Consider the following 13,779-nt stretch of genomic DNA (forward strand, 5'->3'; position numbering starts at 1 on the left):
CTATGTCTCGCACCGCAGCAACCGGCGGCGTCTCACTGACGACCGCGCTCCAGACCCTCGTGACGAACACGGCCGCCGACGCCAAGGTGCGGACCTACGTCATCGACTTCCTCAACATCAAGCCGGCGAACGCCACCGTCGACCCGGATGTGACGCAATGCGTCCTGATCGACGTCAGCGCCTCGAACGTGTCGCGGCCAATCCTGCCGACCAATGCCACCGTGAAGAAGCGCGACGCGCTCTCGCGCACGATCATTCTTGATCCCGGTGACAGCATCCAGGCGGCGGCATCCGAGTCATCAGGTGTCTATGCGCTGGTCCAGAAGAAGTTCGAGGAGCAGGCATGACGCGATCATTGAAAGGGGGGCTGGCCCGCTCGTTTGACCGTCTCAGCGACCGGCTTGGTGGGGTGAAGCCGGTCTTTGCTTCATTCGGCCCGGGCGACGCTAGTTGGATCGCGCCTGCGTCCGGCACGGTCATCATCCGCGCATGGTCTGGTGGTGCTAGCGGCGCGGTATTCGGCGGCGGATCTTCACCTCAGACCGTGACGGGTGGCGGCGGCGGCGCCTATGGCGAGAAGCGCCTTGAAGTCAGCTTGGGTCAGTCGCTGAGTGTGTCGGTCGGTGCTGGCGGGCCACCTGTCTCCGGCTATGGAGGGTCAAGCTACGACGGTAAAGATGGAGGACCTACGTCAGTCACGTTCCCCGGTGGTGGGTTGGCGCTCACGGGGGGGCGAAAGGGCGTCACTGCCGCTAACGCATCCCCCTCCGCAGGCGGGGTTGCGAGTGGTGGAGATGTCAACCGTGATGGTGGACGGGGTGGAACGCCCGCTCAGGCACCAGAGGTCGGTAGAGGAACCAATCCTGGCGCACCAGGAACGAATGATACGCAAACCCTCGTATACGGCGGCGGAGGGGCCGGCGGGCCTGACGACAGGGCTCCGGTTGGTGCGGGGCGTGGAGGATCGTACCTAACCTATGAGACAGGTGGCCCCGGTGCCATGCCCGGTGGCGGCGGGTCAACGGGATCCGCGTCGTCGTTCCGCGGCTTGAGCGGCGCCGGTGGCGACGGCTTGGTGATCATCGAGTTTTACGAAGGAGGGATGGCAGGATGATCGACCTCTACCGCCGTAGTGGTGGCGTGCCTGAGCCGCTGCCCTCGATCGCCTACACCGACGACGGTTACACCCGGACGAACCTTGCAAGCGAAGCCGATACTCGTTCTGAGCTAGGGTTCGAGTTCTTTGCGACCATCGATCCGGCGATGCAGCGAGTGGTGAAGCGGGGAGATGCCTACCTCGTCGAGATCTTGCCGCCCGATCCCGTGCGGGTCTCGGCCGATCTCGTCACCATGCGCCAAGCGCAGATTGCTCTTCTGGACGCCGGCTTGCTCGATCAGGCCGACGGCGCCATCGCGGCGATGACGGGAACGGCCGGGCGCCTGGCGCAGATCGAATGGGCGAAGGCGACGGTATTGCGCCGCGATCATCCGCTCATCGCGGCGCTCGGCTCGACGCTCGGCCTCGACGAGGCGGCGATCGATGCGCTCTTCGCGAAGGCCGCGCAGATCACCTGACGCCAACCAAGCCCCGCCCATCCGATCAATAGACCCGGCCGCCGAGAGGCGGCTTTTTCGTGTCCGCACTTCAGAGAGGGCCTTCCATGGTCTCGCAAACTCGCATCCGTCAGAACAAGACCAGCCTTGCCGGCGCGATCGGCGCCGGCGTCCTGCCGCCTGGCGGCGGTGGCGTCACGCCTCCGGTTCTCAAGGGGCTGACGTCCTCGATCTCCGCCGGAGCCGTAGGCTCTCCGCTCTCGGCGGCGATTTCGGGCAAGACGTCCGGGTCGGTGCTGTCTCTGACTGGCGCCGGCGCGGCGGGACTTTCGGTTTCGGGCGCAACCGTATCCGGCACGCCGACCGCCGTTGGCGACGTCAGCGTAATCGAGACGCTGGCCGGCGCAGCCGGCTCCCCGAAAATGTCCGGCCCGCTGATCTCTGTGAGTGCCGCCGCCGCAACCGTCCCGGCCGCGATGGCGGCGCCGTCACTGGTAGCCGGAAGCGGGCAGATCGCCGTTACGCGTGCCGGCGCGCCGGCCAATGGGGGGGCGTCCATCACGGGTTATGATATCCTCTACCGCACGGGCACCGGAGCCTTCACCGTGATTGCGATGACGTCGAACCCGCAGGCTCTGACTGGCCTGACGAACGGCGTTCTCTATGAGGTCACGACGCGCGCTGTGAATGCCGTCGGCGCTGGCCCGGCCTCACCGAGCGCCAGCGCGACGCCTGCCTTAAGCGTGTTCTTCGCTGACATGCCGCTGACGGACTCCGGTGACAGCATCACGGCGCTGAAGGACAATAGCGGGTGGCTGCCCTGGGCCGAGTTCCTATCCTATGGCCGTTTCGCTCTGCGCAGCGGCGCGGACCAGGCTATCTCTGGGTCGCAGATCAACGAAGCCAACGATGAACACGACGTTCTCCTGCGCGCCGATCGCCGGAGTTATTACACGTCCCAGCTCGGCCCCGGCATCGCCGCCCTCATGGCGATCGGCACCAACTCGATCGACCTGTCGGATACGAAGATTAAAGAGGGTCTGGATCTCGTCTGGGGTGACGCGACTACTGCCGGCTCCCCGAATATGGCGGCGACGATTCTGCCGAGCGCGTCCAATCAGTCGACGAGCGTCACGACCGGACTCGGTACCAGTCCGAAGCAACGCTATGACAGCGTCAACGCCTATATCCGCTCGAAGAAATCGAGCACGTTCCTCGTCGTCGACGGCGCTAGTGCCTGGGGTGAGACGTATGTCGGCCACACGGATACGGGGAACCTGCATCCGAACACGCCTGGAGCGATCAAATATGGCGGCGCGCTGAAAGCTGCGCTGGAGGACGCTGGCTACCCGATCGGATCCTTCTACGGTGCCGATGGAAATCCGGCCGACAACATCATCCCGGCTTCGACCTGGACGATGGACGGCACGACCGGCACGAAGTCCGGTACCTCGACGATCAACGGCACTGTCCCGACCGGCTTCACGATCACGAACTCGGTCGCTGGTCTCATCATCGACGTGTCGGTGATCACGTTGAACGTCCCGTTCATCGTCAACGGCTCGATCGAAATGCGGCCGATGAAGCTCCTGCAGCTGGATCTGTCTGGCTCGGTGACGACGCAAGGCACGATCTCGATCCTGCAGGCTTTCTCGATCTCACCGATCGAACAGGCAGGCGCGACGTTTGAGCATATGCACTATGCCAGCCTCTCGGCCGTCGACGACGTGTCAGCTCCGTCTGGCTGCAACATCGGGTCGCTGACGAACTCTGGCTCGCTGTCCTTCTGGTCGAACGCGAACACGGCTGCCATCGCCGGCGTAATTGATCGGCCCGTGAAGGGCATCGCACGCGGGCGCACGCAGATCGCCAACGCGGCGGTGGGAACGAACGGCATCCTTACACAGCTGCGGGTCGCGACCGGCACGGCGAACATTCGCCTGCGCTACGGCATGGGATACGTCCGCAGGTCGGAACGGGTCGCCTACTCGGCGCCTGGCGTCGTCTACACCGCTCGCGACGATCTCGGCGGACCGCTCGTCGGCCCGACCTTCACCGGCACGGCGGCGAACGGCAACACGCTGACTGGCCGGGTTGGCTACGGCTGGAAGGGCGGGGAGTACACATTCTCCTTCCAGTGGGAGCGCACGGCCGATGCCGGTGTGACTGTCGAGGCCATCAGCGGCGCGACGGCGATGACTTACGACGTCAGCGGGCAGACCGGCTACCAGCTTCGGTTGAAGGTGACGATGGCGGCGACTTCGAAGGGGCCAGCGGTTCCGGCGTACACGCCCTGGAGCGTCAAGCTGGCCTAGTCGCAAGCCTCCTTCCGGTCGACCGGATAGGACCTGGGGATGTTCGTCTGCCGGCCCTTCCAAAAGTGAGCCGCCTTGTACCTACTCGGCATGCTTAACCGGAGGGTGAAATGAAACGACTCATCGCAGTTATGACACTCCTGCCACTGGCCGCGTGCCAAACAGCGTCTGTCGAAAGCAACAATGTCGTTGTGACCGGCAACCCGGAACTTGTTCGGGGATGCCAGTTTCTTGGACAGGAAAGCGGTCGGCAGTACATGATGGGCGGGGTTATGCTCATGGGCGCGGCGCAAGAGGACGCAAACCGTCGTCTGAAGAACAAAGCGGCCGAGAAGGGGGCGACCCATCTCTTAACGACGAACTCGCAGATGGGTATGGGCGGCGCCTCCGCTACAGGTGATCTCTACAAGTGCAAACGGTAACGCACCAAAACTGTCAGAAAACGGAGGCTCCCTAGCGGGGGCCTTTTTCAATTGAGCATCAACCATGCCCGGCCTGCGCGCCGGGTTTTTTCTTGCCTGGAGATATCCCCGTGGAACTCGTCCCTCACTGGCGCCGGGTGCTCAAGCGCGCCTGGTCCATCCGCCTCATGGTGCTCGCCTTCGTCTTCTCGGCGCTGGAGATCTTCCTGCCCGCGCTAGACGGCGTTCTGCCGATCCCCGATCGGGCCTTTGCCGGCCTTTCCGCCCTCACTGCCGGCGCGGCGTTCGTCGCCCGCCTGGTCGCGCAGTCCAGCGTTTCGGAGCCCCGCTCATGAAGTGGTTCAATCCTTCCAAGCTCGTCACCACGTCGAAGGTCGGCGGCGGCTCGCGGCTGTCGAAGTCGAAGACGCTGATGCTCGCTGCCGTCGCGCTGGTTGGCGGTTATGAGGGCCTGCGCACCACGGCCTATCGCGACGTCGTCGGCATCCCGACCGTCTGCTTCGGCGAGACGCGCGGCGTGAAGATGGGTGACCGCTACAGCGTCGAGGACTGCCAGGCGATGCTTGGCACCGCACTCGTCGAGTTCGAGACAGGCATGCGCAAGTGTCTCGTCGCCCCGGACGCGATCAAGGATAAGCCCTACACGGCCTTCCTGTCCGTCACCTACAACATCGGCACCGGGGCGTTCTGCGGCTCGTCGATGGCCCGCCTTGTGAACGCTGGCGACATCCGCGGTGCTTGTGACGCTCTACTGAAATGGAACAAGGCCGGCGGGCGCGTCATCGCCGGCCTCACGCGGCGCCGGCAGGAGGAGCGGGCGCTCTGCCTGGACGGCGCCTGATGCGCGCCTTTGAGGCCACCATCGCGGCGATCATCCTTGTCGCCGGCATCGTCCTCGGCTGGCTCGGCGGATGCTTCTATGCCGACCTCGTCAGCATCCCGGCCGCGCGCGAGGCCGGGCGGATCGAGGAACGGCTCGTCTGGACGAAGCGCCAGGCCGAGGCCGAGGCACGGGCCGCCGCCGATCGCCAGGCGGCGCAGATCCGTATCGACGCGATCGAGCGCGAATACTTCGAGCGCGACAAGGCGCGCGTCCTGCAGATGGACGCGCTCGAACAATCCCTCCAAGAGGAGCAAGCGAATGTCCCGACACCCAGCCCGGCCGCTCGCGGCGCTCCTCCTGTGTGCCGTCCTGCCATCCCTCGTGGGGTGCGCGACGCGCTCGACGCCGCCGGTCGCGGCGCTGCAGCTCGCCCGCCTGCCGGCGAGCCTCCTGCAGCCCTGCGCTGACGTCGCGGATCTTCCCGAACGGGATCTGACGACGGCCGAGACGGCGCGCCTGTGGGGTCGCGATCGGCAGTCGCTCGGCGCGTGCCGCGATCGACATGCCGCACTTGCTGACGCGGCGCAGGCCTTGGAGGCGCAGGGACGCCCGCCGGCGGCACCCGATGCGGGAGGGGGCTAGGCCATGGTGATCGTCGTCCAGTTCGTCCGGCACTTCAGCGTCCGCCGGTTCGAATGGTTCATGGCGCTGGTCTTCATCGGCGTCGGTTGGGCGCTCGCCTCGCCGGAAGATTCATTCGGCAACTCGTCGAGCTATGACCTTCTCGCCCGGTGGGCGACGGAACAAACTTGGGCCGAGATCTTGATCGCGACCGGAGCGCTTCGGGCGATCGTGCTGTTCTTCAACGGCGTCGTGATGCGCCGTGCCGCCGAGATCCGCGCCCTCCTCGGCGTGTGGTCGTTCTCCATTGTCCTGATGATGGCGCTCGGTTTTGACGCCGCCGCCATGGCGCCCTCTACCGCAGCCCCGATTTACCTCCTCATGGCGGCCTTCGAACTGTCCAACATCTGGACGGCTGCGATCGACGCGCATGACCGCCGTGCAGGACGCAAGCATGCTGGACATACTCGCTAAGGCCCCCCCCTGGGCTGCCATGCTGTTCTGGGCGCTATCGGCGGTCTTCGCCTCGGTCTTCTGGGTCGCGGTGCCGAAGCTGAAGTCGATGATCACCCGCGTCGCGCCGGCGCCGCTTCCTGACACGACCATGCGCGTTGTCGGCGCCATGGTGGGGCAGGGGCTCGATGGCGCGAAGATCGCTCACGAGATCGAGCGCGCGGCCGACGCACTGGAGACGATCGCCGAGGGCGTCACGTCTCTCGCAAAGAGTGAAGAGCAAGGAACCGCGCGAACGTTGGCCGAGCTGGTCGATCAGATGCAACGGCTCGATCACAAGATCGACCGTCGGCCGTCAGCTTGAATGGTATTGAATGCAAGCCCCGTCACGGTCTCGGCCGTGACGGGGCTTTTTTCGTTTTGGCTCGAAAAACTTGACATTCAAAAGCATCGGAGTCTCGCTGTAAGCGCTCTGATTCTAGTGCTTTGCTGTCTTGTACTGCTCAACGTGAGGCATCATCTTCGTTATTCGCTAACGAAGGAATACGGTATGTCCCTACATCTCACAGCGGAATATTGCGGGATTGCGCTTGTTGCACCCGAAAGTGCCGTTGCAAACCTCAATGCAACGGTGATCGCGCGTCATTGCCAGCAAGGCGTCTATATCACCCCAAATGGCACTACCTCCGTCAGCCTCCCAGACGGGTCGAATCTCCAGCTGCCCGGGCAGTGGTCGGAGGATGACGTTCGCCAGGCGATCAACAGTTTCCGTGGTCCTATCGGAAACCCCGAGGCGGCGGCGCGTAGCACAAACTTGGGTAAATATCTCTTTGAGCGAGGGGACAAAGCTCTTGAGACGCTTGCGAATATCGCGAGCGCCTATCCGTTCTTTTTCGGATGACCGGTAAGAACGGCCCCCATAGGGAACAACGGTTTGGCCGAAATTCCTAATCTGGGGGCCACTGGTTCGAATCCAGTTGGGATCACCAAAGCGCTCCGGCCTGCCCCCTTTTCGGCAGCGGCGATGAATCGGACGCACTTGCGCTCGGTCGCTGTCCGAGTGTTGCCGGTCGCCATGCTCCGCCGGTTTGCCATGGCCTTCGATGTCGTCCAAATGTCGTTTCGATCGCGATCAGCCGTGCGCGATGACGAGCGATGGCCATCCCGTGGTCTCGTCAGACGCCATCTCGCTATCTTGTGACAACCTGGGATTGGGCGTGGCGCGCGGGCAACCCGGTGCCCTGAAAGGCAGCCGATTCAGTCATGAAGCCGGAGTGTGCGGCCGGCAATGGCAGCGGGAACATGCGGCCGATCGCGCTCTCGGGCGCGCGTCCTTGCCCGGCCGCCCCGGATTTTTTTCGGAACTCCCTCGTATTCCCGACATTGATTTCATGGATGAAGCGCGGGCCGCAACGGCCCCAACCGAACGAGGGTCCCCCATGAAGAAGATCATTCTCGCAGCTTTCCTGAGCACCGCCATGGTTCCCGCCGCCTTTGCGCAGGCCACCACGGCACCGGCAACCTCGACGACCCCGATGCAGTCCGGCACAACCGCGACGGGCACGATGGCGCCCGCGGCCGGAACCGAGGCGGCCGTCACCCCCGCGACGCCGTCGATGGACGGTCCCTTCGTGACGGTGGCCGAGGCCGGCATCCAGCGCGTGTCGGACATCCAGGGTCAGGACGTCTATAGCCGCGCCGGCGAGGACATCGGCGAAGTCAACGACGTGCTGATCGGACCCGATGGTCGTGTTGCCGCGGTCGTGGTCGGTGTTGGTGGCTTCCTCGGCATCGGTGCGAAGAACGTCGCCGTGTCGATGGACTCGTTGCAGCTGCCGACGCTCACCGATGACGATGTGACTGCATCCACCACCGCCGACACGACGGCGATGGCCCCGGCGACGACCACCACGGGCACCGCGATGGCGCCAGCTGCGACCGGCACGGCGATGGCCCCGGCAGCCACGGGCACGGCGATGGCACCGGCAACCGGTACGGCCACGACGCAGGTCGCTTCGGCGGAGACGATGGCGACGCGCATCGTGTTGGACGTCACGCGCGAGCAGCTCGAGCAGGCGCCGGCCTATGAAGGCAACGTGCGCGAAGTCGCGCAGTAACATCGACCGTTTCGGCGGACGGAAAGGGGAGCGCTCGGCGCTCCCCTTTTTCATGTCGGCAAGTGGCAAGCGAGTGACAAAATTCCAGCAACCGCCGTGTTTCGCGCCGTTTTTCCGGAACTTCGAGCGTGACCATGCGGCGCATCCCGTCAATCGGTGCCGCGCCTAGCTTCGTCGTCATCCTCCCGACCGATCGGATCTCATCGTGCTTCTTCGTTTTCTCGTCGTTGCCAGCGAAACCCCGAGCCAGCGCGACGAGCGACGGCGATACACGAATGAAGCCTCCGACGAGAGCTACGCGGCAACGCTGACCAACCTCGCGCCCGGATGCGTCTGCGAGCACGTGTCTTGCATCGACCGTGACGACGTTCCCTCCGCGGGCGAAATCCAATCCTATGACGGCCTCTTCTTCGCGGGTTCACCGATCCAGATGTCCGAGGATAGCAAGGAGGCGCGGCGCGCGGCCCGGTTCATGCGCGCGGTCTTCGCCGCAGGCGTGCCGGCCTTCGGTTCCTGCGCCGGTCTGCAGATCGCCGTCGTGGCCGCCGGAGGTTCGGTGAAGCCTCGCTCGCCCCGGATGGAGGCGGGCTTCGCGCGCGGGATCGTGGCAACCGCGGCCGGGCGCAAGCATCCCCTTCTGGCGGGGCGCCCGCTCACATGGGATGCCCCGGCCATGCATTCCGACGAGGTCGACCGGCTGCCCGAAGGGGCGGTGCTGCTGGCGAGCACTCAGACGACGCCGGTTCAGGCCGTGGAGATCCGCAGCGGTGCCGGGCTGTTCTGGGGCGTCCAGTATCATCCCGAACTGACGCTTGGCGAGATCGCCGCCTCGTTTCGACGGCAGGGCGACGATCTCATCGAAGAGGGTCTCTGCGCCGATAAGGACGACGTCGAACGCTTCGCCGGGCGCGTTGCGGCCCTCGGTGTCGAGCCGCACCGGCGAGATCTTGCCTGGCAACTCGGGCTCGATGCCGAGATGACGGATCCCGTGCGGCGCACCCGCGAACTCGGCAACTTCATCGAGCGCGTGGTGCACCCGCGCGCTAGGGAGCACGGGACGGCGAAGGCGGCCTGAACCCGCACCGGCGACGGCCTCCGCGAAATCCTTGGTGACGGGGGCGGCCCCGGCCGATCTTTCCTGCTAGAAGCTGCGGCGCAAGAAGCGATTCCGATGCGGCAGGGGGATGTTCCCTCGGGGCGCCCGGCGCTTTGCCGGAACATCGGGCGACCGGCCGCCTTCTTCCCACAGCCCCAACGCGGAGACCCGACATGCTCACCGAAGCCCAGACCGACGACATTTCCGAGAAGATCGCCTCGCTGTTCCAGGGCATGGATCTCGAGGACGTCGCCAGCGTCCTGAAGATCCAGATGGCGATGCTCGTCACGCAGGGCACCGACGACGCCGAAGGCGCGATGGAATTCCTCGACGAGATCTACGAGGACGTCGAGCAGATGATCGAGTCCTATCCCTTCGGCGAAGACGAGGACGCATCCGAAGACGGCGAGGACGAGACCACCGACGCTGACGGCAAGCCCGCGAGCAACTGACCAGCCAAGAGGGACCGCTCTCGGGCGGGAACCGCGCACCGGCGGCCGGACTTGTCCCGATGGGAGGTCCGGCCGTTTTCGTGTCTGCAGGGACGTGCCTCGCCGGAGTGTGTGACGATGTTTCTGGCCCGTCTCGACTATGCCGCCGACTTCGAGGGCTGGCGCGAAGCGGCCCGCACGGCCTTGGCGCTGGGCATCGCGCCAGAGGAGATGAGCTTTGCGGTCGGCGACGAGGCCGGCTCACTCTTTGCCGAACCCTTGCCCGAGCGCCCCGCGGATGCCGCGCCCCTGACGGTCGCCAAGGCCTTTCCCGATCTCGCCCGCAAGCTCGTTTGCCATGCCGACCCCGAGCGCTTCACCTTCGCCTACCGCCTGCTGTGGCGCCTGCAGCGCGAGCGCAAGCTTCTGGAGATCGTCTCCGATCCCGACACGGCGCGCGCGGTGGAGATGGAAAAGGCGGTGCGCCGCGACAGCCATAAGATGAAGGCCTTCGTGCGCTTTCGCGAGATCGAGACGGAGGAGGGCCGGGTCTACGTCGCGTGGTTCGAGCCCTTCCACCATGTCGTGGAACTCACCGCGCCGTTCTTCATGCGGCGCTTTCCCGGCATGGTCTGGTCGATCCTGACGCCCGAGCGCTCCGTCCACTGGGACGGGACGGATCTGGCCTTCGCACCCGGCGCCGACCCCAAGGACAAGCCCGGCGACGACGACATGGAGGCGCTGTGGCTCACCTACTACGCCTCGATCTTCAACCCGGCGCGGCTGAAGGTGAAGGCGATGCAGGCGGAAATGCCGAAGAAATACTGGCACAACCTGCCGGAGGCCGTGCTGATCGAGCCTCTGATCCGCGGTGCGGAAGCGGCGTCGCGCCGCATGATCGAAACCGCGCCGACCCTGCCGAGTTTGCGTCACGAACGGCAGGTGGAGCGCGACATGGCGGGCAAGAAAACGGCGGTACCGGCCTTCAACGGGTTCAACCGGCCGCCGGAGGATCTGGACGAGGCGCGCGAGCAGGCGCGCAACTGCAAGGCCTGTCCGCTCTGGGAGCCGGCGACGCAGACCGTCTTCGGCAAGGGCCCTGCCAATGCGCCGGTGATCTTCGTCGGCGAACAGCCGGGCGACCAGGAGGATCTGGCGGGCGAGCCCTTCATCGGTCCGGCCGGCAAGGTCTTCGACGCGGCGCTGGCGAGCGCCGGGATCGATCGAGCCCAAGCCTACGTCACCAATGCCGTGAAGCACTTCAAGTTCGAGCCGCGCGGCAAGCGGCGCATCCACGCCAAGCCGAACATGGGCGAGGTGAAGGTCTGCCGCTGGTGGTTGGAGCAGGAGCGCGAACTGATCCGCCCCAAGCTCATCGTGGCGCTCGGCGCCACGGCCGCCGCCTCGGTGCTCGGGCATACGGTGACGATCCGCGACACGCGCTCGAAGCTGATCGATCTGCCGGACGGCGAGACGAAGCTGCTGGTCACCGTTCACCCCGCCTACATCCTGCGCCTGCCCGACCCGGAGGCGCAGGCGCGCGAGCGCGAAGCCTTCGCCGCCGACATGGAGATGGCCAAGCGCTTCGTCCCGGCAATCGCCCGCCGGGGATAGCGGTCAGCGGCGGCGCAGGTCTTCCAGCTTCTCGCGGATGCGCCGGTAGAGATCGCGATAGGCGTCGAGGATCTGGCCGCGGCTGCCGTTGACGGCGGAGGGGTCTGGCATCGGCCAGAACTCGACGGCGGTGGCGTCGGCCTCGGTCGCGCTCATCGCGGCATGGTGGGCTTCGGGCGACAGGGTGACGATCAGGTCGAAGAAGCCGTCGGCGAGGTCGTCGTATTTCTGCGGCTTGCGATCGCCGAGCGAGAGGCCTTCCTCGGCGAGGATGACGTCGACGAACGGGTCGCGCTCGCCGTCCTTGACGCCGGCCGAGGCGACGTAGACCGACGTCGGCAGGACGGAACGCGCGATGGCTTCGGCCATCGGCGAGCGGATCGAGTTCATGCCGCAGACGAAGAGGATCGAGCCCGGCGCGGCGGAGGGATGCGTCTCGCTCACCGCGATCCCTCCCTCAAGCGGGGCGTTGCGGGGCGTCCGGTGATCTGCCGCATGCTCGAAGCCCCCGCCATTCTCAGTTGCGCCGATGGAGGACGCAGATCAGCGTGAACAGACGCCGGGACGTGTCCATGTCGAGTTCGATCTTGCCGGCCAGCCGCTCGCGCAGAAGGTCCGAGCCGTCATTGTGGATGCCGCGCCGGCCCATGTCGATCGCCTCGATCTGCGAGGGCGTCGAGGAGCGGATGGCCTCGTAATAGCTGTCGCAGATGAGGAAATAATCGCGGATCACCCGCCGGAACGGGGTCAGCGACAGAATGTGGACGGCGACCGGGGCGGCGTCCTCACCGGCGATATCGAAGACAAGGCGGCGTTCGGCCAGCGACAGCTTCAGCCGGTAGAGGCCGCGCTCGTCGCCCGCCGGCTGGAAGACGTTGTCCTCGACGAGGTCGAAGATCGCCACCGCCCGCTCGTGCTCGACATCGGGCGAGCCGCGGCCGATCGAGTCGTCGAGCTCCACCGCCACCAGCTTGCCCTTCGCCGTCATCCCTGTGCTCCTAAAGGTTCAGCCGGATGGCGACGGAGCGCCCGTGCGCATCGAGCCCCTCGACGCGGGCCAGTTCGATCGCGGCGGGTCCGAGTTCGCGCAAGGCTTCGGCCGAGAGTTTGAGGATCGAGGTGCGCTTGACGAAGTCGAGCACCGAGAGCCCCGACGAGAAGCGCGCCGAGCGCGCCGTCGGCAAGACATGGTTGGAGCCGCCGACATAGTCGCCGATCACTTCCGGTGTGTGGCGCCCAAGGAAGGCAGCGCCGGCATTGCGGATCCGGGCGAACAGCGCCTCGGGATCGTCGGTCGCGATTTCCAGATGCTCGGCGGCGATGCGGTCTGCCAGCGCCGGCGCGTCGCGGGTCAGATCCTCGACCACGATCACCGCACCGAATTCATTCCAGCTGGCACGCGCCGTCTCCTGGCGCGACAGGCGCGCGAGCTGGCGCTCCACCGCCGCTTCGACGGCGTCGGCGAAGCCGGCATCGTCGGTGACGAGGATCGACTGGGCGGCGCGGTCGTGCTCGGCCTGCGCCAGGAGGTCGGCGGCGATCCAGTCGGGATCGTTGTCGCCGTCGGCGATCACCAGAACCTCGGAGGGGCCGGCGATCATGTCGATGCCGACCGTGCCGAAGACCTGCCGCTTGGCGGCCGCCACATAGGCGTTGCCGGGGCCGACGATCTTGGCCACCGGCGCGATCGTCGCGGTGCCGTAGGCGAGCGCCGCGATCGCCTGCGCCCCGCCGATCCGGTAGATCTCGCGGACGCCGGCGATGTGCGCGGCGGCGAGCACGAGCGGGTTGAGCGCGCCGCGCATCGCCGGCACCACCATGGCGATACGTTCGACGCCGGCCACCGCCGCGGGGACCGCGTTCATCAGCACCGAGGACGGATAGCTCGCCGCGCCGCCGGGCACGTAGAGCCCGACCGATTCCACTGCCGTCCAGCGGCTGCCGAGCTCGGCCCCGATCGCGTCGACATAGCGGTCGTCGCGCGGGCGCTGGCGTTCGTGGTGGCTGGCGATGCGCCGGTGCGCGAGTTCGAGCGCGGCGATGGTCTCGGGCGCGGTGCTGCGATAGGCGGCCTCGATGGCCTCGGCCGGCACGCGCATCGTTTCGGGCGTCAGCTCGAGCGCGTCGAAGCGGGCGGTCAGCTCGATTACCGCCGCATCGCCCCGCCGGCGCACGTCGGCGACGATGGCGCGCACGGCGTCGTCCACATCTGCCGAGACCTCGCGTTTGGCGGCGAGCAGGTCGCGGAAGCGGGCCTCGAAATCCGGCGCGGCGCTGGTCAGCCTCTGGGGCAAGGGGCAGGTCTCCTTCGCGCAGGTCCGATCGGCCGCCGG

17 protein-coding genes are annotated in these 13,779 nt (G+C 66.3%); 14 read left to right on the forward strand and 3 right to left on the reverse strand.

What is annotated here, in order from left to right:
- The first annotated feature begins 2 nt into the window (after positions 1–2).
- The 14 genes from AUL33_RS09115 to AUL33_RS09175 all read left to right on the forward strand — a co-directional run bounded on the left by AUL33_RS09115 (position 3) and on the right by AUL33_RS09175 (position 11,446).
- Positions 3–347: a hypothetical protein gene (locus AUL33_RS09115; RefSeq protein ID WP_062206806.1), complete on the forward strand. Its 345-nt coding sequence runs from the start codon at positions 3–5 to the stop codon at positions 345–347.
- A gap of 763 nt (positions 348–1,110) precedes the next feature.
- A complete protein-coding gene (locus AUL33_RS09120) occupies positions 1,111–1,575 on the forward strand; it encodes a hypothetical protein (protein WP_062206808.1) in 465 nt (154 codons plus the stop codon).
- An 86-nt stretch (positions 1,576–1,661) separates the two neighbouring features.
- The gene (locus AUL33_RS09125; protein ID WP_062206809.1) at positions 1,662–3,869 is read left to right on the forward strand and encodes a fibronectin type III domain-containing protein; all 2,208 of its coding nucleotides are present in this window, start codon (positions 1,662–1,664) and stop codon (positions 3,867–3,869) included.
- 110 nt (positions 3,870–3,979) lie between these two features.
- Positions 3,980–4,291: a DUF4156 domain-containing protein gene (locus AUL33_RS22105; protein ID WP_156419339.1), complete on the forward strand. Its 312-nt coding sequence runs from the start codon at positions 3,980–3,982 to the stop codon at positions 4,289–4,291.
- A gap of 110 nt (positions 4,292–4,401) precedes the next feature.
- Positions 4,402–4,626 carry a hypothetical protein gene (locus AUL33_RS09130; protein WP_062206812.1) on the forward strand — a complete coding sequence of 75 codons (225 nt, stop codon included), beginning with the start codon at positions 4,402–4,404 and terminating at the stop codon, positions 4,624–4,626.
- Positions 4,623–5,132 carry a lysozyme gene (locus AUL33_RS09135; RefSeq protein WP_374754416.1) on the forward strand — a complete coding sequence of 170 codons (510 nt, stop codon included), beginning with the start codon at positions 4,623–4,625 and terminating at the stop codon, positions 5,130–5,132. The genes AUL33_RS09130 and AUL33_RS09135 overlap by 4 nt, the downstream gene beginning before the upstream one ends.
- On the forward strand, positions 5,132–5,581 hold the full coding sequence (locus tag AUL33_RS09140; RefSeq protein ID WP_062206814.1) for a hypothetical protein: 450 nt from the start codon (positions 5,132–5,134) through the stop codon (positions 5,579–5,581). The genes AUL33_RS09135 and AUL33_RS09140 overlap by 1 nt, the downstream gene beginning before the upstream one ends.
- Before the next feature lie 178 nt (positions 5,582–5,759).
- A complete protein-coding gene (locus AUL33_RS09145) occupies positions 5,760–6,209 on the forward strand; it encodes a hypothetical protein (RefSeq protein ID WP_062206815.1) in 450 nt (149 codons plus the stop codon).
- A complete protein-coding gene (locus AUL33_RS09150) occupies positions 6,190–6,552 on the forward strand; it encodes a hypothetical protein (protein WP_156419340.1) in 363 nt (120 codons plus the stop codon). Before AUL33_RS09145 ends, AUL33_RS09150 begins: the two co-directional genes overlap by 20 nt.
- A gap of 186 nt (positions 6,553–6,738) precedes the next feature.
- Positions 6,739–7,089 carry a hypothetical protein gene (locus AUL33_RS22110; RefSeq protein WP_156419341.1) on the forward strand — a complete coding sequence of 117 codons (351 nt, stop codon included), beginning with the start codon at positions 6,739–6,741 and terminating at the stop codon, positions 7,087–7,089.
- A gap of 244 nt (positions 7,090–7,333) precedes the next feature.
- Positions 7,334–8,305, forward strand: a complete 972-nt coding sequence (locus AUL33_RS22775) for a PRC-barrel domain-containing protein (RefSeq protein ID WP_244492082.1) — start codon at positions 7,334–7,336, stop codon at positions 8,303–8,305.
- A 205-nt stretch (positions 8,306–8,510) separates the two neighbouring features.
- Positions 8,511–9,380 carry a type 1 glutamine amidotransferase gene (locus tag AUL33_RS09165; RefSeq protein WP_062206822.1) on the forward strand — a complete coding sequence of 290 codons (870 nt, stop codon included), beginning with the start codon at positions 8,511–8,513 and terminating at the stop codon, positions 9,378–9,380.
- A 194-nt stretch (positions 9,381–9,574) separates the two neighbouring features.
- A complete protein-coding gene (locus tag AUL33_RS09170; protein WP_062206824.1) occupies positions 9,575–9,853 on the forward strand; it encodes a hypothetical protein in 279 nt (92 codons plus the stop codon).
- Positions 9,854–9,970: 117 nt separating this feature from the next.
- Positions 9,971–11,446: a UdgX family uracil-DNA binding protein gene (locus tag AUL33_RS09175; protein ID WP_062206826.1), complete on the forward strand. Its 1,476-nt coding sequence runs from the start codon at positions 9,971–9,973 to the stop codon at positions 11,444–11,446.
- Between the two features lie 3 nt (positions 11,447–11,449).
- Here AUL33_RS09175 and AUL33_RS09180 read toward each other — a convergent pair whose 3' ends face one another.
- The 3 genes from AUL33_RS09180 to hisD all read right to left on the reverse strand — a co-directional run bounded on the left by AUL33_RS09180 (position 11,450) and on the right by hisD (position 13,740).
- Entirely contained in the window at positions 11,450–11,890 is a 441-nt protein-coding gene (locus tag AUL33_RS09180) for a low molecular weight phosphatase family protein (protein ID WP_280137806.1), read from the reverse strand.
- Between the two features lie 73 nt (positions 11,891–11,963).
- On the reverse strand, positions 11,964–12,434 hold the full coding sequence (locus AUL33_RS09185; RefSeq protein ID WP_062206830.1) for a UPF0262 family protein: 471 nt from the start codon (positions 12,432–12,434) through the stop codon (positions 11,964–11,966).
- 10 nt (positions 12,435–12,444) lie between these two features.
- Positions 12,445–13,740: a histidinol dehydrogenase gene (gene hisD, locus AUL33_RS09190; RefSeq protein WP_062206832.1), complete on the reverse strand. Its 1,296-nt coding sequence runs from the start codon at positions 13,738–13,740 to the stop codon at positions 12,445–12,447.
- Positions 13,741–13,779: the final 39 nt, after the last annotated feature.

The organism is Aureimonas sp. AU12 (assembly GCF_001463705.1).
Taxonomy (GTDB): Bacteria; Pseudomonadota; Alphaproteobacteria; order Rhizobiales; family Rhizobiaceae; genus Aureimonas.

Coding starts and splice junctions, on each gene's coding strand:
- AUL33_RS09175 (WP_062206826.1), top strand. CDS start 9,971: ATGTTTCTGGCCCGTCTCGACTATGCCGCCGACTTCGAGGGCTGGCGC.
- AUL33_RS09125 (WP_062206809.1), top strand. CDS start 1,662: ATGGTCTCGCAAACTCGCATCCGTCAGAACAAGACCAGCCTTGCCGGC.
- AUL33_RS09135 (WP_374754416.1), top strand. CDS start 4,623: ATGAAGTGGTTCAATCCTTCCAAGCTCGTCACCACGTCGAAGGTCGGC.
- AUL33_RS09115 (WP_062206806.1), top strand. CDS start 3: ATGTCTCGCACCGCAGCAACCGGCGGCGTCTCACTGACGACCGCGCTC.
- AUL33_RS22775 (WP_244492082.1), top strand. CDS start 7,334: ATGACGAGCGATGGCCATCCCGTGGTCTCGTCAGACGCCATCTCGCTA.
- AUL33_RS09140 (WP_062206814.1), top strand. CDS start 5,132: ATGCGCGCCTTTGAGGCCACCATCGCGGCGATCATCCTTGTCGCCGGC.
- AUL33_RS09145 (WP_062206815.1), top strand. CDS start 5,760: ATGGTGATCGTCGTCCAGTTCGTCCGGCACTTCAGCGTCCGCCGGTTC.
- AUL33_RS09150 (WP_156419340.1), top strand. CDS start 6,190: ATGCTGGACATACTCGCTAAGGCCCCCCCCTGGGCTGCCATGCTGTTC.
- AUL33_RS09170 (WP_062206824.1), top strand. CDS start 9,575: ATGCTCACCGAAGCCCAGACCGACGACATTTCCGAGAAGATCGCCTCG.
- AUL33_RS09185 (WP_062206830.1), bottom strand. CDS start 12,434: ATGACGGCGAAGGGCAAGCTGGTGGCGGTGGAGCTCGACGACTCGATC.
- AUL33_RS22110 (WP_156419341.1), top strand. CDS start 6,739: ATGTCCCTACATCTCACAGCGGAATATTGCGGGATTGCGCTTGTTGCA.
- AUL33_RS09120 (WP_062206808.1), top strand. CDS start 1,111: ATGATCGACCTCTACCGCCGTAGTGGTGGCGTGCCTGAGCCGCTGCCC.
- AUL33_RS22105 (WP_156419339.1), top strand. CDS start 3,980: ATGAAACGACTCATCGCAGTTATGACACTCCTGCCACTGGCCGCGTGC.